The organism is Streptococcus sp. 2021WUSS109, from assembly GCF_044427305.1.
Classification (GTDB): Bacteria; Bacillota; Bacilli; order Lactobacillales; family Streptococcaceae; genus Streptococcus; species Streptococcus suis.
Genome location: NZ_JAOTGF010000013.1, coordinates 1 through 19,154 on the forward strand (window position 1 = coordinate 1; position 19,154 = coordinate 19,154).

Sequence of the window (19,154 nt, forward strand, 5' to 3'; positions counted from 1 at the left end):
GAGCTGAAGAACAGAACAATTGGAAAGCGATGGCCATGAGACGAACTATTGAAACACGTTTTTCTGAACTGTGTCGTCTCTTTGACATCCAACATACATTAGCTAGAAGTCTAGCCGGACTACAGTTGCAAATTGAACAAATTATTCTAGCTCATAATTTACGCTATTTTGAAATGAACTAGCACCACGGGTATACTTATATTTTAAATTAGCATGTTTATCAAATATCATGAGAGCACTTTTACTTTTCAAATATCCCATAAAATCGGAAATCGAAAGTTTTGGGGATATCAAGACAAGCATATGAACATGGTCTGGCATCATGTGTCCCTCAATGATTTCCACCACGCCAAACGCATGAAGAAAAAATCGTTTTCAGAAATCGGAAATCATAACCAAATATCAATCAAAGTAGTACACTAGAATAGAGGTGAACTACTTTGATTGATTTTCTTTTATCCATAGAAGAGCACAAAGAAGAGTATGATAGCCGTCAAGCATGGAAAATCCGATATCCTCTATCTACCATTCTGTTTCTGGTTTTCGCTTGTCAATTAGCAGGGGTTGAAACGTGGAAAGAGATGGAAGATTTCATAGAAATGAACGAATCTGTCTTGAGAGAATACGTTGACTTGAGTGCTGGTTGTCCTTCTCATGACACCTTGGAACGTGTTGTGAGTATGGTCAATCCAGATTTCTTAAAGGAACTGAAACTGTCCTTCGAAGCTAGTTCGGAAACAACTGATTTTTCAAAATTGATTGCCGTTGACGGAAAAACGATTCGGGGGAACCGAGGGAAACACCAATCTCCTACTCATATTGTCACTGCTTATGATGGTGGTAATCGGATTAGCCTTGGGCAGGTAGCTGTTGAGGATAAAAGTAATGAAATCACAGCCATTCCTCGCCTCTTGTGTCAGCTAGACCTTCGTAAGAGTGTTGTCACGATTGATGCCATGGGCACCTAGACAGACATTGCGGATGTGATTATCAGCGGTAAGGGTGATTATTGCTTGGCAGTCAAAGGAAATCAAGGCAATCTCCATGAGGATATTGACCTCTATTTTAGTGACGCCAAATTGTTATCTACGTTGACAGAGAAAGGCTGTCATTATCAGACCATTGAAAAGGCACGCAGTCAGATTGAGGTGAGGGACTACTGGGTTTCTCACGATGTGAAATGGCTGAGCCAACGACATCCGAAATGGAAAAAACTTCGTGGGATTGGTATGACTAAGAATATCATTGATAAAGATGGTGTCATCACTGAAGAGGTCCGTTACTTTATCCTTAGTTTCAAGGGCGATGTGCAAACTTTTTCTCAGGTTGTTCGTGGTCATTGGTCGGTTGAGAGCCTACATTGGTTGTTAGATGTGGTTTACCGAGAAGATAAGAACCAAACCTTAGATAAACGAGCTGCTTTCAATTTAAATGCTATTCGTAAGGCTTGTCTTCATCTCTTACAAATGATGACCTTCCCTAAGGAGAAATTGAGTTACCGCCGCAAACAACGCTATATTTCTGTCCATTTGGAGGATTATTTGCCACAATTATTTGGAAATCGGGGATAAGGTGCTTGTATAAAGATAGATACTAAGTTTAAAGCAGTTATTTCCGGGGACAAAAGGAGAGAAGAAATTTTTCATGCGTATGACGTGATGTCCACGCCTTTGCATCGACATAGATGACGGAAAATATCAATTAAGTCCTGCCTTATTTTGTAGTAAATGGATTTTCTACGGTACTTAGGTGTGAAAACTATGTGATAGAGCACATCCATTTAGTATGTGATAAACTGTAACTGGTTTTAGCCATGCTAAACTAGTCCACTGGACTAGTTTACTCCTCCTTGATCTAACCTGAACAATTAGATTATAACAGGAAAAAGAAATGGAAACTCAAAGCCTTGGCAGCCACCAGCATAGCTGGTGGCTTTCTTGTTTTTCTCTACGAGAAAAACTGGCTCGAAGCCATAATAAAAAAACGGCTTCAAACGTTCGAAACCATTTTGTTTTTTTATTTAATTCCTAATGCAATTCGAGCATAACGACTCATTTTTTGAACGGTCCAAGCTGGTGACCAAACCAGTCTCACATCTACTTCTGTTACTTCTGGAACATCCTTCAATACATCATGAATTTGATCGGTAATTAGATCAGCTAATGGACAACCCATGGTCGTCAAGGTCATATCAATTTCAGCCTTGCCCTCAATAAATCGGATTTCATAAATTAGCCCTAAATTGATAATATCAATACCTAGCTCAGGGTCAATCACATCTTCAAGAGCATGAAAAATACGCTCCTGAATGTCTTTAATTTGATCTTCTGTGTACGTCATTTTTCTCTCTTTCTTTTTCACAAGTTCAATACTAGAAAAGAAACAAACCAAGTTTGTGTCAAAAAGTCCACTGGACCCTCGCTCGTTTCCTGTTTTCCGCGAGTGGTTGATTTTGTCTCCCAGACAAAATCAATCCTCAATAAAGTCTCTGAGTGGTTTGCTGCGGGATGGGTGGCGGAGTTTACGGAGGGCTTTGGCTTCGATTTGGCGGATGCGTTCACGGGTTACGTTAAAGACTTTACCAACATCTTCAAGCGTACGCATTTTACCATCATCTAACCCAAAACGAAGACGCAGTACGTTTTCCTCACGGTCAGTAAGAGTATCCAATACCTCATCTAACTGTTCACGAAGAACAACACGAGTTGTGTAATCAACTGGATTTTCAATGACTTCGTCTTCGATAAAATCTCCAAGATGACTATCATCTTCTTCACCAATTGGGGTCTCGAGCGAGACAGGCTCTTGTGCAATCTTGAGGATTTCACGAACTTTCTCAGGCGTCATATCCATACGCTCAGCGATTTGCTCTGGAGTTGGATCTTGGCCCAATTCCTGCAAGAGATTGCGTTGTTCACGGACCAATTTGTTAATGGTTTCTACCATGTGAACAGGGATACGGATTGTACGCGCTTGGTCCGCAATGGCACGAGTGATAGCCTGACGAATCCACCAGGTTGCATAGGTTGAAAACTTGAAACCTTTAGAGTAGTCGAACTTATCAACAGCCTTCATCAAGCCCATGTTTCCTTCTTGGATAAGATCAAGGAACTGCATACCACGGCCGACATAGCGTTTAGCAATGGATACAACCAAACGCAAGTTGGCTTCAGCCAAACGTTGTTTCGCTTCTGGGTCACCTGCCTCAACCGCCAATGCCAATTCTTGCTCTTCCTCGTTGGTCAAAAGAGGTACAACACCAATTTCTTTCAAATACATGCGGACTGGGTCGTTCACTTTTGCAGAAGTGCTACCTAGCAATTCTTCATCAGATAATTCTGGTTCTTCCTCTACCTGCATAGCACGAGCAGAAGGGTTCCCTTCTTTATCAACAATCGAAATCCCTGCGTCCTGAATACGTTGGAGCAAATCATCGATTCCGTCAGCATCAAGCGTAAATGGAATAACCAGTTGGTCATTGATTTCATCGTCTGTAGCTGAACCTTGTTTTTTATGGTTACGGATAAATTCGGCAACTTGTACATCAAAAGTAGTTACTTCTGTTTTTTTATCTTTTTTATTTGTCATATTTACTCCATTTGTCTTCTTCTATCGAGGAGTTTTTGCAACTCATCGAGGGCAATATCTGCATTTCCCACATGGGAATGTTCACGGATTTTCCGTGCTAGGTGCTGGTTCTCCTTCTTCAATAATTCCTTGTCTCGCCGAATTTCTAATTCTTCGATTTCGTGTGGAGATACTTCATTAGGTAAACGTTCTTCTTGCATACGATACCAAGCCTGTTGAGCGGAATCGTTCAACTGTGATAGTTCAAAGCTGGTAATTTCCCCAGATTTTTTTAACATATCATAAATAGCTTGCAATTCTGGCGTCGCAAAATAAAAATCTTCTCGTAAACGGAACTCATTGAGAATATAAGGATGTTCAACCATCCGATAAAGTAAATGGTTTTCTGTTCGAATAAGACTCGTTATACGAGCAATCGTTTGGACTGGTGGCAAATAAGACTGACCAGCCTGTGATTGAAATACCTGTTGTGTTCTCTCCTGGCGCTGGTTCAGACGAACAGCATTTACTACCTGTTCCACCTGATTATAATCAAAGTCAGAAAGTAAATCCGCTACCTTATAAATATAAGAATTTTGAGCTGTAATGGATGATACTTTGGCAATAATTGGTGCAATCTTATCTACAAACTCAATCTGCATTTGTAGATTGTCAGGATTTTCAGGTTTCAAGTATTGAATCAAAAATTCTACATCGCTGATTCGTGACTTAGTTAAAACCTGTTGCAAGGCTTCTTCCGAATTTTTCTGCAAAAATTCATCTGGGTCCATATTATCTGGCAAACTCACGATTTCAACCTGAAAATCTTGTAGTTCGTCCAACGCCTTCATGGTAGCTGCCTGTCCAGCCTTATCCCCATCATAAGTCAGAACAATTTTCTTACAAAACTTAGCTAGGTGTGCAACATGCTCTCTTGTCAAAGCTGTTCCCATGGAAGCCACTGCATTATCAATCCCTACACGATGAGCAGCAATAACATCTAGAAAACCTTCCATGAGATAGGTTTCACGTTGCTTCTTAATAACCGCTTTAGCCTTGTCCAAATGATACAATTCATAGCTTTTATTGAAAATCGCAGTACTACGAGAATTTTTATACTTAGCTAATTGTTTATTGTTTCGATCTTCTTCGGTCCAAATCCGACCTGAAAAAGCTACAATTCGACCATATTCATCCGCCAAGGGGAAAATAATCCTCGCTTGAAAGGCGTCATAAATAATATTATTCTCACTTGGATTGAACAAACCCGAATTCAATAGACTTTCTTCGTCATATTGTCCTGATAGTTTTTGGTAAAGAATATTCTGTTCGGCCGGAGCTAAGCCTAGCTGGAATGTTTTTATGACATCATCTGTCAAGCCACGTTGGTGTAGATAAGCTCTAGCTTCCTCACCCATTTTGGTTGTCATCAAAAGGGCATGATAAAACTTTGCGGCATCCCGATGAATATCATACAGGACTTGATGCGGACTAATCCTTTTCTCCTCTTGATGATAGGAAGGAGTTATATCTACTTGAAACCCTGCCTTCTCAGCTAAGATAGCTGCCGCATCCGCAAAAGAAACACCACGAACTTCTTCGACAAACTTGAATACATCTCCGGACTTACCACATCCAAAACAATGGTAGAACTGCTTATCTTCAATCACATTGAAAGACGGGGTTTTCTCCCCATGAAAAGGGCAAAGACCGACATAATTACGTCCGGCCTTAGTCAAAGCAACCGTTTCACCAATAACGTCAACGATATTGAGAGCTTGTTTTATTTCAGTAATTTTATCCTTTGAAAGCACATTCCCTCCTCATATCATACTAGCTAATTTAAAAAGTGAACACTCTTCCCTTAGTTTAACATACTCTATTGTATACTAAATACGGGAAAATGTAAAATTTCTAAAACAAATTACTTGTAAAATATTTTTTTATGGGTATAATAGGTAAAGTAAAATATTTATGAAAGGACATATTTAGGATATGTTGAAAGATTTAAAAGCATTTTTGTTCCGTGGGAACATTGTTGACCTTGCTGTAGCAGTGGTAATTGGTGGTGCGTTTGGCGCAATTATTAAATCATTTGTTGAAGATATCATCACTCCATTGATTTTAACTCCTGCATTGAAAGCAGCAAACGTTCAAAACATCGCTGATCTTGCTTGGAACGGTGTTAAATACGGTAGCTTCTTGAGCGCTGTTATCAACTTCTTGATTATTGGAACTTCAATGTTCTTCGTTGTTAAAGCAGCTGAGAAAGCAATGCCTAAGAAGGTTGAAGAGGAAGCTCCTGCTGGTCCAACTCAAGAAGAGTTGCTTGCAGAAATCCGAGATTTGTTGAAAAAATAATCAATAATATATTGGGAGTGGGAAAGAACTCGACCAGTCTAAAAAGAGTTCGTCTTCCCACCCCCGCACAGTTGATTAGGTCAGATTTGGAGTATGAAACACGAACAAATCTGCCAATCAACCACTGCGCTGAGATGTTGACACGAACTCTGAGAAGCGAGGATGGACTTTCTGCCCAGCCTCTCTTCCATAATTACAAAAATAAGATGTGAGCCTCCACTCACATCTTTTCTTATCCTTCGTATCCATTTGGATTTTTCGATTGCCAGTTCCATGTGTCGCGGCACATATCTTCAATTGTTTTTTCTGTTTTCCAGTTCAACTCTTTCCAAGCCTTGTCTGCGTTAGCGTAACAGGTTGCCACATCACCTGGACGACGGTCAACAAGCTTATAATGTACTGGAACGCCATTTACCTTTTCAAAGGCTTTGACCAACTCTAATACACTTGTTCCTTGACCTGAACCAAGATTGTAAGTATGTACACCTGTAGTAGTTGAAATTTTTTCAAGCGCCTTGATATGACCGAGTGCCAAATCAATCACATGAATATAATCACGCACTCCAGTACCATCAATTGTATCATAATCGTTACCAAAAACGCTGAGCTCCTCACGTTTACCAACTGCTACCTGTGCAATAAACGGCATCAAATTATTAGGAATACCAGCTGGATCTTCCCCAATCAAGCCAGATTCATGGGCACCGATTGGATTGAAATAACGGAGCAATGCAATACTCCACTCCTTATCTGCTACTTCCACATCACGCAAGATTTGTTCCAACATAACTTTGGTATAGCCGTACGGATTCGTTGCGCTAGTTGGCATAGTTTCAACCAAAGGCGATGGATTATTGAGGCCATAAACAGTCGCACTTGAGGAGAAGACAATTTTCTTAACACTAAATTCTGTCATGACTTCCACCAAAGCTAGGGTTGACATGATATTGTTTTCATAGTACATAATTGGCTTAGCCACTGATTCTCCTACTGCCTTGTAGCCAGCAAAGTGAATGGCTGCCTCAATATTTTCATTTTCAAAAACTTGGCGCAAGGCTTCCTTATCTGCCACATCCAACTCATAGAAAGTTGGGCGCTTGCCAGTGATGGTTTCAATGCGATCTAAAACCAAAATACTTGAGTTTGAAAGATTATCCACGATAACCACTTCTTTCCCCAACTTCAACAATTCGACAACCGTATGACTACCAATATAACCTGCACCACCTGTAACTAAGATACTCATCTATTTACTCCTTTTCACCTGGACAAAATTCTATATCCCTATTATATGTCACCTATTGTAAAAAGTAAACAAAAAACAGCCTTTCGGCCGTTTTCAAATTCAATTAGAATTTTTTACGCTTGCGAGCTGCTTCTGATTTACGTTTACGTTTTACAGATGGTTTTTCGTAGAATTCGCGTTTGCGTGTTTCTTGAAGAGTACCAGCTTTAGTAACCGCACGTTTGAAACGACGAAGAGCATCATCAAGTGATTCGTTCTTGCGTACTACTGTTTTTGACATTTTTTTCACTCCCCTCAATTTCAAAGTCTTTATCATTTTACTATGATTCAACTCATTTGTCAATATTTTTTAATTCTAAAATATGAATTTTACGCTCTTATCCTATTCTTTTTTCCTGTCCACGCCAGTATTGTCCCAAAGAAGAATTCGTAAAGGACAAAAAATAATACAAAGCAATGCAAGAAAAACTCTTGTGGCAAAATATATATGACAGGATCCTTTGCAGGGTCAAATAGCCATGTAGAATCTCCTGGAAATAGCACCGTATGAAACAATACAAAAAACTGATCAAAGCCAACAAGAACTCCTAATAAACCGATTATCATTGGCGTAAGCATGGTCCAGAAAATGACCTTTTTAACCAAGTCTCCATAACCTTTTAGCAGAATGTTTTTTACAAAAAGCACAAAGGCAGGGAGGGTGAGGATAAAAATCCCCTGAGTTAGATGGAATAAATGTTTCACATCCGCAAAATGTTTCAGACCATCAGCTGAGGATGAAAAATTTGGCATGTCTAAAACACTTGCAAAAGGATTTGTTAGATAGTTCATCAGGATATTGAAATTGTAGGAAATATCTGCCGCCTTCATGTAGACCACTTTTTCCAACCCCAAAAAAGAAATCTCAAGCGGATAAACTAGCCAAGCTAGGTAGATGGTTCCTAGAACTGCTGCCGATAAGACAAATAAAATCGTTCCGATAATCTGTAACTTAGTTCTCATCAAAACTCCATTCATCTAGGCTGTTGAGGACATGGGTCGGAGCAAGGGGCAAGTCTGCTACTTCTTCTGGCTTGGTAAATCCAGTCAGGACTAAAAGAGTTGGAAATCCATTGTCAATCCCTGCGCGAATATCCGTCAGGTAGTTATCTCCTACCATAACTGTCTGGCTGCGTTCTGTCCCCAAAATCTCCAGAGCCTTGTCCATGATAATGGCTTCAGGCTTACCGATAAAGGTCGGCTCTACTCGGGTAGCTGCTTTCAAAAGCGCAATAAGTGAGCCTGCTCCTGGTAAGTGACCTCTTTCAGTCGGAATATTCAAATCAGGATTGGTACCGATAAAGGTCGCTCCCTTTTGAATAGCCAAGGTGGCAATAGTCAGTTTTTCATAGGTCAACTGAGTATCCAAACCGACAACAACATAGGCTGGATTTTCCGTGTCTTCCACATAACCTGCCTCAAAAATGGCAGACTTGAGCCCATCTTCTCCAATGACATAGACTGTCTTTTCCTTGCCCAAGTCATTCATATAATCTACTGTCGCCAGACTGGCTGTATAGATTGTTTCAAGCGGTGTCTCAATGTTAAAGTTTTCAGCCAACATAGCCTGCACCATCTCAGGACGGCGGGTGGTATTGTTGGTCACGAATAAATAGGGAATCTGACGTTCTTGCAAGCGATGAATAAAACGTTCACCAGCAGGAATCCGCTTTTTCCCTTCATAAATCGTACCATCCAAATCAATCAAATAACCTGTATATGTCATTTTTCCTCCTTAATCAAATCGTGTTTCCCAATGCTCAGACCGACTAGCTTCCAAGCAAAGTGCTAACTGTTCAGCTGTATTTTTCCCAAGATAGAGCGGTGGTAAGTCATCTAGACTGAAAAAGCCACTGGCGACTGTTTCCGAATTAGGCTGCAACTCCCCGCCAAGGAGACGACATAGAATGAAGACCTTGGTCACGCGGTGGGCTGACTTGGCAGGATTGTTCTTGTGTTTGTCCAAAATCGCAACGACTCTCAGAGCCTCCACATCCAGACCCGCTTCTTCCTTTACTTCCTTGACAACATTGTCCTTGACGGACTGGTCCACATCGCACCAACCACCTGGTAAGGACCAGAGCCCATCGTTTTCCTGGACCAGTAGGATTTTATCCTCTTGGAAAATAGCTGCGCGGGTATCCAGCTTGGGTGTCTGATAGCCTGTTTCATTGCAAAACAAGTCTTTCACCACCTCCAAGGGCTGTCCAGATGGTTCTACTAGCATCTCTGCCGCAATCTGTCTGATTTCCTCAAATCGTTCCATGTCATAAACATCTTTTCCATAGGCCAAGCCTGTCTGAGCCAAGGCCTGTAAACGTACAGCCCATTCCAACCACTTATCCTGTGACATGATCTTCCCTCCATTCTATGACAGCTTGCGCATGGATATGCCCATCTACCACAATCTCATGCTGGCTGATGCCATCTACTGCCACCATGCGTGAACTCACCAAGCTAGTCGCCTCTACCTCCTTGAGATACTTGAGTTGGATTTTTTTAGGGACATGGCAGAGCAGAAAATCATAGCCTAGTGCTTCATACATCCATTCCAGATACTTGCCATTATTGACATGCCCATTCATATCCAAGTCAAAATAGCGAACAGGAAATTCTTGAACAGACGGATTTTCCAAGAGCTGATACTTGGGAGCCCGAGGCAATTTCTTGACCTGCTCAGACTGATAGGGTGCAATCAAGGCTTCTGGCACAGGCGCCACCTTGCGAGTTTCAAAATCAATCAGAACAAAATAACAAAGAATATCCAGCAAGAGATTGCCGGCCTCATCATAGATATAAAACATCCGATGACAGAAAAACTTGTTATAGGCAACCGCTTCTGTTTTAATGGTAATAGTTTCATTGTACTTAGGTAGGCCTTGAATGGTCAGTTCATAATCTGTCACCACCCAAATCAAGCCAAATTCCTGAAAAACATAGAGGTCACTGCGACCCAGTTCTTCCGACTGCCGACCTGACACACCAAGACAATAGGAAATAAAGTCCGGCAGTTTGATTTCTTGTTTGATATCCACCATATCAAAGGGAATGGTGAACTCTTCTTGGTAGCTTAGTCCCATTGTGTCCTCTTTCTAATCTTCTATAATGAAACGCTCGGCAACTGTGTCGCCAAGAAACAACCCTTTTTTGGTCATCCGAAGCCAACGGTCTTCTTCTTGTAAAAGACCTTCATTTTTCAAGTCTCTGACCACCTGACCGTAGCGGTCTTCAAAGGAAATACCAAACTTTTCCTCGAATCGCTCAATGGACACGCCAGTTTTTTTCCGTAGCCCTAAAAACATCTCTTCTTCCATCTGCTCGGTCTGGCTGAGGAATTCTTCGTGTAAGCGAGAATGGCCTTTTTCGCGGATGGACTTGAGGTAGTGCTGAATGGGGCCGCGGTTGCGATAGCGCATGCCGTCGATGTAGCCAGATGCTCCAGCACCTAGACCATAATACTCCGAGTTGTCCCAGTACATGAGATTGTGGCGGCTTTCAAAGCCTGGCTTGGTGAAGTTGGAAATCTCGTAGTGTTCGAAGCCGTTTTTCTCCAACTCCTGAAGAATGTAGTCGAACATATCGGACTCCACATCTTCGTTGGGTAGATGAAGATTGCCACGACGCTGGCGGTTCATGAAGACCGTATGGTTCTCCAAAATCAAGCTATAGAGGCTCATGTGGGGAATGTCCAGCTCCAAGGCCTTGGCGACATTGTCCACCACCTGCTCCATGGTCTGACCAGGCAGGGCATAAATCAGGTCAATGGAAATGTTGTGGAAGCCCGCTTTCTTGAGGGCAGCAATGGTTTCATAAATCTGGGCTTGGTTGTGGCTACGACCAATTTTTTTCAACATACGGTCATCAAAGGTCTGGACCCCCAGCGACACTCGATTGCACTTGGACTTTTTCAGAACCGCAATCTTATCCGCCGTCAAGTCACCTGGATTGGCCTCGATAGTGAATTCTTCCACCTGTGACAAGTCCAATAGTTCCTCCAGATTAGTCAAAAGGTAGTCCAACTGGTCTGCCGAGAGAGCCGACGGTGTTCCGCCGCCGATATAAAGTGTGCGGAGGGCTGGAAGGTCGTAATACTTGACCTCTTCCATGAGGGCTGCCAGATAGTCATCAACAGGCTGATTCTTGATAAAGACCTTGGAAAAATCACAGTAGTAACAAATCTGGGTGCAAAATGGAATGTGTATATAGGCAGATGTCGGTCGTTTTTTCATAAGAACTATTATAGCACACTGTCTATAAAAATATTTTTTACAGCCATCACTTCCCCCTCAAAACAATGATATAATATAGTAAACTTACAAAATCTACAAAAGGGATTAAATCATGAACAAAGAACGATTCTATGATGTCATCAACGCTATCTTATCATTCTTATTCTGCCGCTGGCTCTTTATGACCTTTCTTTTTTACCAGTTCACGGCCATATTCATGACGGTTGATTTTTGGCCGACACTTGCCGCAATCCTGTTAATGACCGGATTTTGCTTTACCCTATTTCGACTTGTCTATAAGCCCCACATTTCGAGACTGACACTTTGGTTTTTCTACGCTTGCTACGGGCTTCTGCTAGTCTATCTTCTCTTTTTCAAAAGCATAGGCGTCAGAGGTGTCAACTGGAATCTCCTTAGCACTTTTTCACAAGACCTATTTCTCAATCCTACTATATTGGTTTTTAACCTCTTACTCTTTTTACCACTTGGGTTGCTTTTTTCATTTTCTTGGAAAAAACTTTCTCTCTTTGTAGGTGCTATTTTACTGGTTGAAGCTTGTCAATTCTTCTTTTCACTGGGCTTCTTTGACCTTGGCGACATCTTGCTTAACACCTCTGGCTTTGCCCTTGGAAACTTCTTGGGACAATCCGCAATCGCTCAATCTTTCAAAAATAGAATACAGAAAAAATGACCCCGCAAGGTCATTTTTAGTTTATTTATACTCAATGAAAATCAAAAGTAGCCTAGGAAACGAAACCGACGATAGAACTGAAGTTCATCTAGGCTCTTGACAACGGATAATTTTGATTTTCGAAGAGTATTAGCTTACTTAACTTCCAAATGCCAGATGTCTTCGTTGTACTGTTGAATAGTACGGTCTGACGAGAAGAAACCTGCTTTAGCGATGTTGACGATGACTTTTTCCAACCAGCTGTCGCGATCTTCGTAGTCTGCTAACATCTGCTCTTTAGTCGAGATATAATCTTCCAAATCAAGCAAGGTCATGAAGTGGTCATTGTGCTTAAGGTTGTCCTGCAAACGCCAGAGACGCTCATCGATTCCACCAGCATGACGAATGGTATCCGATGTAATAAAGTCAATCAATGGGCGAATGGCTTCACGTTCGTAGAAGGAATATGGATGGTAGGTCCCATTTGCATAGTGTTCGATAACTGTTTGGCTATCTTGACCAAAGATATAAATATTTTCATCACCTACCAACTCATGAATTTCCACATTGGCACCGTCGTCTGTACCGATGGTCAAGGCTCCGTTGAGCATGAATTTCATGTTACCTGTACCAGAAGCTTCTTTGGATGCAAGGGAAATTTGCTCTGAAATATCTGCCGCTGGAATAATATAACTCGCCTCGGTTACGTTATAGTTTTCAATCATAACGAGTTGCAAGTGTGGCGCCACATCAGGATCATTTTTAATCACCTGTGACAATACCAAAATCAAATGAATGATGTCCTGTGCGGTTGTGTAAGCAGGTGCAGCCTTTCCACCAAAGAAAACTGTTAATGGGCAGGTAGGGATGTTGCCTGCTTTAATATCCAGATACTTATGGATAACATAAAGAACATTCATCTGCTGACGCTTGTACTCGTGCATTCGCTTGATTTGTACATCAAAGATGGATTCTGGATTAACATGAACACCTTGTGTCTTGGCAATATGGCGCTGCAATTTGCGTTTATTATGCTGCTTTGTCTTTTCCAACCAAGATTTCAATTCCTTATCATTTTTGTAATCCAACAGCTTTTCGAGCTCACTTGCATCGTGATGGTAGCCATGTCCAAGTAGGCCGTCCAGGTAGCTTGCCAAACTTGGATTAGCATGCATGAGCCAGCGACGGAAGGTAATCCCATTTGTCTTATTATTGAATTTTTCAGGATATAGCTCATAGAAAGCTTTCAACTCTGAAGTTTTCAAGATCTCTGTATGAAGTGCCGCCACCCCATTGATGGAATAACCATAATGAATATCCATGTGTGCCATGTGAACACGGCCATGTTCATCGATGATATTGACAGCAGGTTCATCCTTCACTTCTTTGGCACGACGATCCAATTCTACGATGAACGGTACCAAGTGCGGAACCACATAGTTCAGAAAATCAAGCGGCCATTTTTCCAGCGCCTCTGACAAGATGGTATGGTTGGTATAAGCAGTCATTTTCTTAACAATTTCAACTGCCTCATCAAACGAAATACCACGAAGCTCCAAAAGGCGAATCAATTCTGGAATAACAAGTGATGGGTGAGTATCGTTGATTTGAACAACGGCATAATCAGGTAGGTCATGTAAGTTTGATCCCTTAGCAACCGCTTCGTCAATCAATAGTTGCGCAGCGTTAGACACCATGAAATACTGCTGGAAGATGCGGAGAACTTTTCCTTCATCGGTCGAATCATCTGGATAGAGGAAGAGAGTCAAGTTTCGGAAAATATCTTCCTTATCAAATTCTATTCCGTCATAAATGATATTGTCATCAACTGAACCAAGGTCAAACAAGCGAAGTCGATTCTTGCGTTCCATTTTATAACCAGGTACATCGATGTCATACAACTTAGATGTCAAGGTAAAGTTAGCAAATGGCACCTGATAAGAAATCGGTGACTCTGTTAACCATGAACGTGGTGTAATCCACTCGTTTGGCACAGCAGACTGCTGATGGTATTCAAATAATTGTCTAAACAGTCCAAAGTGATAATTCAAACCAACCCCATCACCATTAAGACCTAGACTAGCAATTGAATCAAGGAAGCAGGCAGCCAAGCGCCCCAAACCACCATTTCCTAGTGATGGCTCCATCTCCACATCTTCAATAGCAATTAAGTCTATACCTGCTGCTGCAAGCTGGCTCTTCACCTCATCATAAACACCCAAGTTGATCAAGTTATTAGACAAGAGCTTACCAATTAAGAACTCTGCTGAAATATAGTAGACCTTTTTCTTTTGGTCATTTGTATACTTAGCTTCACTCTGCTGTTTTGTAAAAGCAAGCAAGGCGTAATAGAGTTCTTGGTCTGTACAATCTTCAATGCGTTTGGCATACATAGACTGAACAAAATTTTGTAAATTAATCATAAGGCTACTCCTGGATATATTAATGTAATCATTCAGAAAGGTTTCGCTCTACCTTTGTAAACGTTTTCTTAATTATACCCTATTTATAAAAAAAAGACAAGCCAACTTCCGTACAAATAGAAATTGGTTCGTCTTTTGAACGATTGCAGTTTACTACAATCAGAATTATTCTTAATTATTCTGCAATCAGAGTTTCCAAACCAACTTTCATCATATCCGTGAAAGTATTTTGACGCTCTTCTGCTGTGGTGTCTTCCTCTGGATTAACCAAGCTATCTGAAATCGTCATAATGGCAAGCGTTTGAACGCCAAACTTAGCACCTAGGTAATAAAGTGCAGCTGCTTCCATTTCTACAGCCTTGACACCTAGTTGACCTAATTCTAAGTTGCGACTAAACAATTTTGGAGAATAGAAACTATCTGATGATAAAACATTGCCAACATGCGTTGTCATGTTGAGTCCTTTGGCGATATGATAAGCCTTATCTAAAAGATCAAAATCAGCGATTTGTGGCAAATCGTACTCTGGCCAGTCAATATTGATCATACGAGAGTTGGTCGCAGCTGCCTGTGCCAAGACCAATTCACGGACATGAACATCCTTATTTAAAGAACCGGCTGTTCCCACACGTATCAATTTTTTTACGCCATATTCGTTAATCAATTCATGGGCATAGATAGAGATGGATGGCATCCCCATACCTGTTCCCATGACAGAGACACGATGCCCCTTGTAGGTACCTGTGTAGCCGAACATATTGCGAACTTCGTTGAAGCAAATTGCATCTTCAAGGAAATTTTCAGCGATAAATTTAGCACGAAGCGGATCACCAGGAAGCAAAATCTTATCAGCAATTTCGCCTGGTTTTGCGGAAATATGGATAGACATGTAATGTACCTCTTTGTTCTATTTTCGAATGCTTACAACTCAGCCAAGATAGCTTTGACCAAGCCTTTGAAGTTGCCCTTGATTTGCTCGGTTACTTCTACAACTTCTTCGTGATTGAGTTCAGATTGGAAACCAGCCGCAAAGTTTGTGATAGCAGAAATTCCCAAGACTTTCATACCTGAGTGAGCAGCTACGATAACTTCTGGCACTGTTGACATACCGACTGCATGGGCACCCATAGTCTTGAAGGCCAAGATTTCTGCAGGTGTTTCATAGGTAGGACCTGTCACACCGAGATAGACACCATCGTCCAACTTGATACCCAATTTTTCCGCAATGGCATGGGCTTTTTCACGGTATTCTTTAGTGTAAGCATTTGACATATCTGGGAAACGTGGACCAAATTCTTCCAAGTTTTCGCCAATCAATGGATTTTGACCAGTCATGTTGATGTGGTCTGTAATGGCCATAAGGGTACCTGGACCGTAGCCAATACCACCTGCGGCATTGGTTACAATCACGCCTTCACAACCAAGGGCTTTCATAACACGGACTGGGAAGGTCACAACTTCCATCGGATTTCCTTCGTAGAAATGGAAACGACCTTGAAGAGCTAAGACCTTACGTCCTGCCAAATCACCGTAAACCAACTTACCAGCGTGGCCTACAACTGTTGACTTGCCCCAGTTTGGAATATCTGCATAGTCGATGACAATGGCGTTTTCAACTTCTTGGGCCAATTCACCCAAGCCAGAACCCAAAATCAAACCGAATTCAGGTTTTACCAAACCTTTTTCTTCCAAGAACGTTTTTGTTTCATTGATTTTTGCAAGTAAACTCATATTTTCTCCTTTTATAAATAATCCGACCAGTCATATTCTGACATTTTTTCTTTAATGATTTCAAGCGGACGACAGAGGAAAGCTGTCTGCTCTCGCTCGATAATAGGACGATTGAGAGTAGCAGGCTCTTTAACTAAACGCTCAAAGATTTCTTCTTCTGACAAGGCTAGTCGTTCTTCTTCCTTCAATCGAGTAACTGCTGAAGGTTGACTGCCCATTTTTTCCAAGAGAGCTGTCAATTCCTCTGCTGTCAGTGGATTTTCTAGATAATTAACCCACTTGATGTCCAGGTCCTGACTGGACAGCAATATTCTTAATTTTTTACACTTGCTACAGTCAGGATTGTAATAGACCGTTAGCTTCTCCATTAAACCAATTGTGATAAGAAGCTTTCGCCAATCATGGCTGTATCCACTCCGAAGTTTTCCGCAACGGTTGCTGAAATGTCCGCAAAATGACCTACTGGCAAGACACCGCTACCTTTGAAAGCCTTGCTGTATGCCAAGAGTGGCACATATTCGCGTGTGTGGTCTGTTCCAGCATAGGATGGATCATTGCCGTGGTCTGCAGTAATCAAGAGCAGGTCATCTTCACGCATATTGTCAATAATCTCTGGAATACGTGCATCAAACTCTTGCAAACAATCGCGGTAGCCTTCGATATTGCGACGGTGACCATACACAGCATCAAAGTCAACTAAGTTTGTAAAGGAGAAACCTTCCTCGAAGTCTGATAACTTTAGAGTATCAATCAACACATCGACACCGTGCATGTTGGACTTGGTGTGACCCATATCATTTGTAATACCTGAACCATTGAAAATATCACTGATTTTACCAACTGAGTAAGTTGGTACACCCGCATCTGCCAGTTTGTTGAGTACTGTTGCTTCAAACGGTGATACTGCATAGTCGTGACGGTTGGCAGTTCGTGAGAAATTGCCTGGCTCACCAACGTATGGACGGGCGATGATACGGCCTAGAAGAGCTGGGCGTTCAAGGGTAATGGAACGAGCGTATTCACAGATACGATACAACTCATCAAGTGGAATAATGTCTTCATGGGCCGCAATCTGAAGCACAGGGTCTGCGGAGGTATAGACGATCAACTCTCCTGTTTCCATTTGGCGAGGGCCAAAGTCATCAATGACAGCTGTACCTGAATACGGCTTGTTTGCTTCGCGGATGATTTTACGACCTGAGAATTCTTCGATTTTTGTCAAAATCTCTTCAGGGAAACCATCCCAGAATGTATCAAATGGCTCAGTAATATTGAGACCCATAATTTCCCAGTGTCCAGTCATGGTATCCTTACCAAGCGATACTTCTTCCAACTTGGTCACGTAACCAGTTGGATGGCTTTCAGCAGGAACTGTCGCAAGTGCTGTATCTCGAGGGATATTTCCAAGACCAATCTTGGTCATATTAGGTACCTCAAGCCCAGCTTTTTCAGAAATGTGACCGAGAGTATCAGATTCTGTATCTGCTACACCCGCATTGAAAAATTTATCTGAGTCTGGTGCTGCGCCGATTCCGACAGAGTCCATAACTACCAAGTGAACACGTTTAAATTTAGGCATAATTGTCTCCTTTATTTGATATAGTTAGATTCAACCAAAATCAGCGTCCAACCAAGTTGCTAGACTGGAAATTATCGTCACCACATCTAAACATTTTAATGGGGTGCAATACTTATACAGTCAAAGCTCTCGGCATCAAACTTCCTAACCATCAAAACTAGATACTGTTACTCGCTTCACTGCCTGCTGTTCAGCTATCGCTTTTTCAGTACCTATCGTCTGACTGCTACGAGGTAAGGGGATAGATTTTTGAAGAGTCTAAACGTTCGTGTTTTCATTATACCATAAAAAAGCCTCTCATTGTACCAAAATGAGAAGCGTTTTCAATTTATTTCTTTTCGATGATGTTCGATCCTTCTTGTGTACCAACAATTACCTTGGAAATCAATCCAATAAAGAGACCGTGTTCTACAACACCAACGGTCCGATCCAATTCTTCCGCCAATGCATATGTGTCGTCTATTCTGCGCAAATCAAGGTCAATGATAAAGTTCTGCATATCCGTGATATGTTTTTCTCCATTACGCATACGAAAACTTGGACGATACCCTTTTTTCTCAAATAGTCGGAAAAGATTTTCCGCACCGTACTGTACAACTTCCACCGGCAACTTGAAGGCTCCTAGGGTTTGAACCACCTTAGACTCATCCACAATCCAGATGCAGTCCTTACTGTTGACCGCGACCACTTTCTCCATGAGAAGCGCTGCACCACCGCCTTTAATCCCATTGAAGTCTCCATCAACCTCATCTGCTCCATCAACCGTCAAGTCCACATATTCGACTTCGTCGATATTTTTTAGGGGAATCCCAAGGGACGCAGCATGTTCTGCCGTAGCATGAGAGGTCGTTACGCCTGTGATCTGTAGCCCTTCTTCTGCAACCCGGCGACCAATCTCCTGCACGAAATAGTATGCAGTCGAACCAGTTCCCAGCCCAACAATCATCCCGTCCGTCACAAATTCCGCCGCCTTAATCCCAACCTGCTCTTTTAGGTTTGTCATTTTTGTCTCCTTTTAAAAAACTGATACAACTATTATAGCATGAAGCAAGCAAGACAAAACAAGAATTTTCGAAAATTGTGGGGAGATGAGTTAAAGGAGGGAAACTTCGAACACGTCCATACCAGATATACTGTGTTAAGCAAAAACAGTTTCAACCTACGCATACGCAAAGAGTACGACCGGTCCGTCCGAGCAGCTAGTCTGTCGATACGTTACTTCAACCCACGCACTCGTGAAGAGTGCGACGCTGTGAAGATAGTTGACTGCGTACCTGTTTTCGTCATTTCAACCCACGCACTCGTGAAG

General features: G+C 41.8%; 18 protein-coding genes, 4 pseudogenes and 1 CRISPR repeat array (1 of these 23 running past the window's edge). Of the genes and pseudogenes, 4 read left to right on the forward strand and 18 right to left on the reverse strand.

Annotated elements, in window-relative coordinates; genetic code table 11:
* Positions 1-182: pseudogene (locus ODU37_RS06405) on the forward strand (IS982 family transposase); the annotation flags it as partial.
* A 10-nt stretch (positions 183-192) separates the two neighbouring features.
* Here ODU37_RS06405 and tnpA read toward each other — a convergent pair.
* Positions 193-345: pseudogene (tnpA, locus tag ODU37_RS06410) on the reverse strand (IS200/IS605 family transposase); the annotation flags it as partial.
* A 95-nt stretch (positions 346-440) separates the two neighbouring features.
* Here tnpA and ODU37_RS06415 point away from each other — a divergent pair.
* A pseudogene (locus ODU37_RS06415) lies at positions 441-1,571 on the forward strand (ISAs1 family transposase).
* Positions 1,572-1,657: 86 nt separating this feature from the next.
* Here the strand turns inward: ODU37_RS06415 and ODU37_RS06420 are convergent.
* The 4 genes and pseudogenes from ODU37_RS06420 to dnaG all read right to left on the reverse strand — a co-directional run.
* Positions 1,658-1,815: pseudogene (locus ODU37_RS06420) on the reverse strand (transposase); the annotation flags it as partial.
* Positions 1,816-2,016: 201 nt separating this feature from the next.
* Positions 2,017-2,340: a metal-sulfur cluster assembly factor gene (locus ODU37_RS06425; RefSeq protein ID WP_002935553.1), complete on the reverse strand. Its 324-nt coding sequence runs from the start codon at positions 2,338-2,340 to the stop codon at positions 2,017-2,019.
* Between the two features lie 129 nt (positions 2,341-2,469).
* The gene (gene rpoD / locus ODU37_RS06430; protein ID WP_002935555.1) at positions 2,470-3,588 is read right to left on the reverse strand and encodes an RNA polymerase sigma factor RpoD; all 1,119 of its coding nucleotides are present in this window, start codon (positions 3,586-3,588) and stop codon (positions 2,470-2,472) included.
* 2 nt (positions 3,589-3,590) lie between these two features.
* A complete protein-coding gene (dnaG, locus tag ODU37_RS06435) occupies positions 3,591-5,381 on the reverse strand; it encodes a DNA primase (RefSeq protein WP_249562360.1) in 1,791 nt (596 codons plus the stop codon).
* 181 nt (positions 5,382-5,562) lie between these two features.
* Here dnaG and mscL point away from each other — a divergent pair, with 181 nt between their 5' ends.
* Entirely contained in the window at positions 5,563-5,928 is a 366-nt protein-coding gene (gene mscL, locus ODU37_RS06440) for a large conductance mechanosensitive channel protein MscL (RefSeq protein ID WP_044754859.1), read from the forward strand.
* Between the two features lie 232 nt (positions 5,929-6,160).
* On the opposite strand, the gene galE is transcribed toward mscL, so the two are convergent.
* The 7 genes from galE to hemW all read right to left on the reverse strand — a co-directional run bounded on the left by galE (position 6,161) and on the right by hemW (position 11,442).
* Positions 6,161-7,174 (reverse strand): UDP-glucose 4-epimerase GalE, encoded by a 1,014-nt coding sequence (galE, locus tag ODU37_RS06445; RefSeq protein WP_024381458.1) that lies wholly within the window; start codon positions 7,172-7,174, stop codon positions 6,161-6,163.
* Between the two features lie 103 nt (positions 7,175-7,277).
* Positions 7,278-7,454, reverse strand: coding sequence for a 30S ribosomal protein S21 (gene rpsU / locus ODU37_RS06450; protein ID WP_000048054.1), 177 nt, complete (start codon positions 7,452-7,454; stop codon positions 7,278-7,280).
* 89 nt (positions 7,455-7,543) lie between these two features.
* The gene (locus ODU37_RS06455; RefSeq protein ID WP_249562361.1) at positions 7,544-8,176 is read right to left on the reverse strand and encodes a TIGR01906 family membrane protein; all 633 of its coding nucleotides are present in this window, start codon (positions 8,174-8,176) and stop codon (positions 7,544-7,546) included.
* Positions 8,166-8,939: a TIGR01457 family HAD-type hydrolase gene (locus ODU37_RS06460; protein ID WP_015647053.1), complete on the reverse strand. Its 774-nt coding sequence runs from the start codon at positions 8,937-8,939 to the stop codon at positions 8,166-8,168. Before ODU37_RS06460 ends, ODU37_RS06455 begins: the two co-directional genes overlap by 11 nt.
* A gap of 9 nt (positions 8,940-8,948) precedes the next feature.
* Positions 8,949-9,566: an NUDIX hydrolase gene (locus ODU37_RS06465; RefSeq protein WP_105159008.1), complete on the reverse strand. Its 618-nt coding sequence runs from the start codon at positions 9,564-9,566 to the stop codon at positions 8,949-8,951.
* Positions 9,553-10,293, reverse strand: a complete 741-nt coding sequence (locus tag ODU37_RS06470) for an acyl-ACP thioesterase domain-containing protein (protein ID WP_172001659.1) — start codon at positions 10,291-10,293, stop codon at positions 9,553-9,555. The genes ODU37_RS06465 and ODU37_RS06470 overlap by 14 nt, the downstream gene beginning before the upstream one ends.
* A 12-nt stretch (positions 10,294-10,305) precedes the next feature.
* Positions 10,306-11,442, reverse strand: a complete 1,137-nt coding sequence (gene hemW, locus ODU37_RS06475) for a radical SAM family heme chaperone HemW (protein ID WP_105159006.1) — start codon at positions 11,440-11,442, stop codon at positions 10,306-10,308.
* Positions 11,443-11,554: 112 nt separating this feature from the next.
* Here hemW and ODU37_RS06480 point away from each other — a divergent pair, with 112 nt between their 5' ends.
* Positions 11,555-12,133, forward strand: a complete 579-nt coding sequence (locus ODU37_RS06480) for a VanZ family protein (protein WP_079769285.1) — start codon at positions 11,555-11,557, stop codon at positions 12,131-12,133.
* Between the two features lie 134 nt (positions 12,134-12,267).
* Here the strand turns inward: ODU37_RS06480 and ODU37_RS06485 are convergent, their stop codons facing one another.
* The 6 genes from ODU37_RS06485 to rpiA all read right to left on the reverse strand — a co-directional run bounded on the left by ODU37_RS06485 (position 12,268) and on the right by rpiA (position 18,848).
* Positions 12,268-14,535, reverse strand: coding sequence for a glycogen/starch/alpha-glucan phosphorylase (locus tag ODU37_RS06485; protein WP_249562362.1), 2,268 nt, complete (start codon positions 14,533-14,535; stop codon positions 12,268-12,270).
* Positions 14,536-14,710: 175 nt separating this feature from the next.
* Positions 14,711-15,424 (reverse strand): purine-nucleoside phosphorylase, encoded by a 714-nt coding sequence (gene deoD, locus ODU37_RS06490; RefSeq protein ID WP_105159004.1) that lies wholly within the window; start codon positions 15,422-15,424, stop codon positions 14,711-14,713.
* Between the two features lie 32 nt (positions 15,425-15,456).
* Entirely contained in the window at positions 15,457-16,266 is an 810-nt protein-coding gene (locus tag ODU37_RS06495; RefSeq protein ID WP_014638303.1) for a purine-nucleoside phosphorylase, read from the reverse strand.
* Positions 16,267-16,277: 11 nt separating this feature from the next.
* On the reverse strand, positions 16,278-16,634 hold the full coding sequence (locus tag ODU37_RS06500) for an arsenate reductase family protein (RefSeq protein ID WP_105159003.1): 357 nt from the start codon (positions 16,632-16,634) through the stop codon (positions 16,278-16,280).
* Positions 16,634-17,845, reverse strand: coding sequence for a phosphopentomutase (locus ODU37_RS06505; RefSeq protein WP_012027384.1), 1,212 nt, complete (start codon positions 17,843-17,845; stop codon positions 16,634-16,636). The genes ODU37_RS06500 and ODU37_RS06505 overlap by 1 nt, the downstream gene beginning before the upstream one ends.
* A gap of 328 nt (positions 17,846-18,173) precedes the next feature.
* The gene (rpiA, locus tag ODU37_RS06510) at positions 18,174-18,848 is read right to left on the reverse strand and encodes a ribose-5-phosphate isomerase RpiA (protein WP_105159002.1); all 675 of its coding nucleotides are present in this window, start codon (positions 18,846-18,848) and stop codon (positions 18,174-18,176) included.
* 148 nt (positions 18,849-18,996) lie between these two features.
* Positions 18,997-19,154: a CRISPR direct-repeat array (repeat unit 32 nt) (it continues 1,525 nt past the right edge of the window).

What these genes read in the sequence shown, in the direction of transcription:
- deoD (WP_105159004.1), bottom strand. Translation starts at nt 15,424, where the DNA reads ATGTCTATCCATATTTCCGCAAAACCAGGCGAAATTGCTGATAAGATT.
- ODU37_RS06500 (WP_105159003.1), bottom strand. Translation starts at nt 16,634, where the DNA reads ATGGAGAAGCTAACGGTCTATTACAATCCTGACTGTAGCAAGTGTAAA.
- galE (WP_024381458.1), bottom strand. Translation starts at nt 7,174, where the DNA reads ATGAGTATCTTAGTTACAGGTGGTGCAGGTTATATTGGTAGTCATACG.
- rpsU (WP_000048054.1), bottom strand. Translation starts at nt 7,454, where the DNA reads ATGTCAAAAACAGTAGTACGCAAGAACGAATCACTTGATGATGCTCTT.
- mscL (WP_044754859.1), top strand. Translation starts at nt 5,563, where the DNA reads ATGTTGAAAGATTTAAAAGCATTTTTGTTCCGTGGGAACATTGTTGAC.
- rpoD (WP_002935555.1), bottom strand. Translation starts at nt 3,588, where the DNA reads ATGACAAATAAAAAAGATAAAAAAACAGAAGTAACTACTTTTGATGTA.
- rpiA (WP_105159002.1), bottom strand. Translation starts at nt 18,848, where the DNA reads ATGACAAACCTAAAAGAGCAGGTTGGGATTAAGGCGGCGGAATTTGTG.
- ODU37_RS06455 (WP_249562361.1), bottom strand. Translation starts at nt 8,176, where the DNA reads ATGAGAACTAAGTTACAGATTATCGGAACGATTTTATTTGTCTTATCG.
- ODU37_RS06495 (WP_014638303.1), bottom strand. Translation starts at nt 16,266, where the DNA reads ATGAGTTTACTTGCAAAAATCAATGAAACAAAAACGTTCTTGGAAGAA.
- ODU37_RS06485 (WP_249562362.1), bottom strand. Translation starts at nt 14,535, where the DNA reads ATGATTAATTTACAAAATTTTGTTCAGTCTATGTATGCCAAACGCATT.
- ODU37_RS06465 (WP_105159008.1), bottom strand. Translation starts at nt 9,566, where the DNA reads ATGTCACAGGATAAGTGGTTGGAATGGGCTGTACGTTTACAGGCCTTG.
- ODU37_RS06480 (WP_079769285.1), top strand. Translation starts at nt 11,555, where the DNA reads ATGAACAAAGAACGATTCTATGATGTCATCAACGCTATCTTATCATTC.
- hemW (WP_105159006.1), bottom strand. Translation starts at nt 11,442, where the DNA reads ATGAAAAAACGACCGACATCTGCCTATATACACATTCCATTTTGCACC.
- ODU37_RS06505 (WP_012027384.1), bottom strand. Translation starts at nt 17,845, where the DNA reads ATGCCTAAATTTAAACGTGTTCACTTGGTAGTTATGGACTCTGTCGGA.
- ODU37_RS06460 (WP_015647053.1), bottom strand. Translation starts at nt 8,939, where the DNA reads ATGACATATACAGGTTATTTGATTGATTTGGATGGTACGATTTATGAA.
- ODU37_RS06470 (WP_172001659.1), bottom strand. Translation starts at nt 10,293, where the DNA reads ATGGGACTAAGCTACCAAGAAGAGTTCACCATTCCCTTTGATATGGTG.
- ODU37_RS06425 (WP_002935553.1), bottom strand. Translation starts at nt 2,340, where the DNA reads ATGACGTACACAGAAGATCAAATTAAAGACATTCAGGAGCGTATTTTT.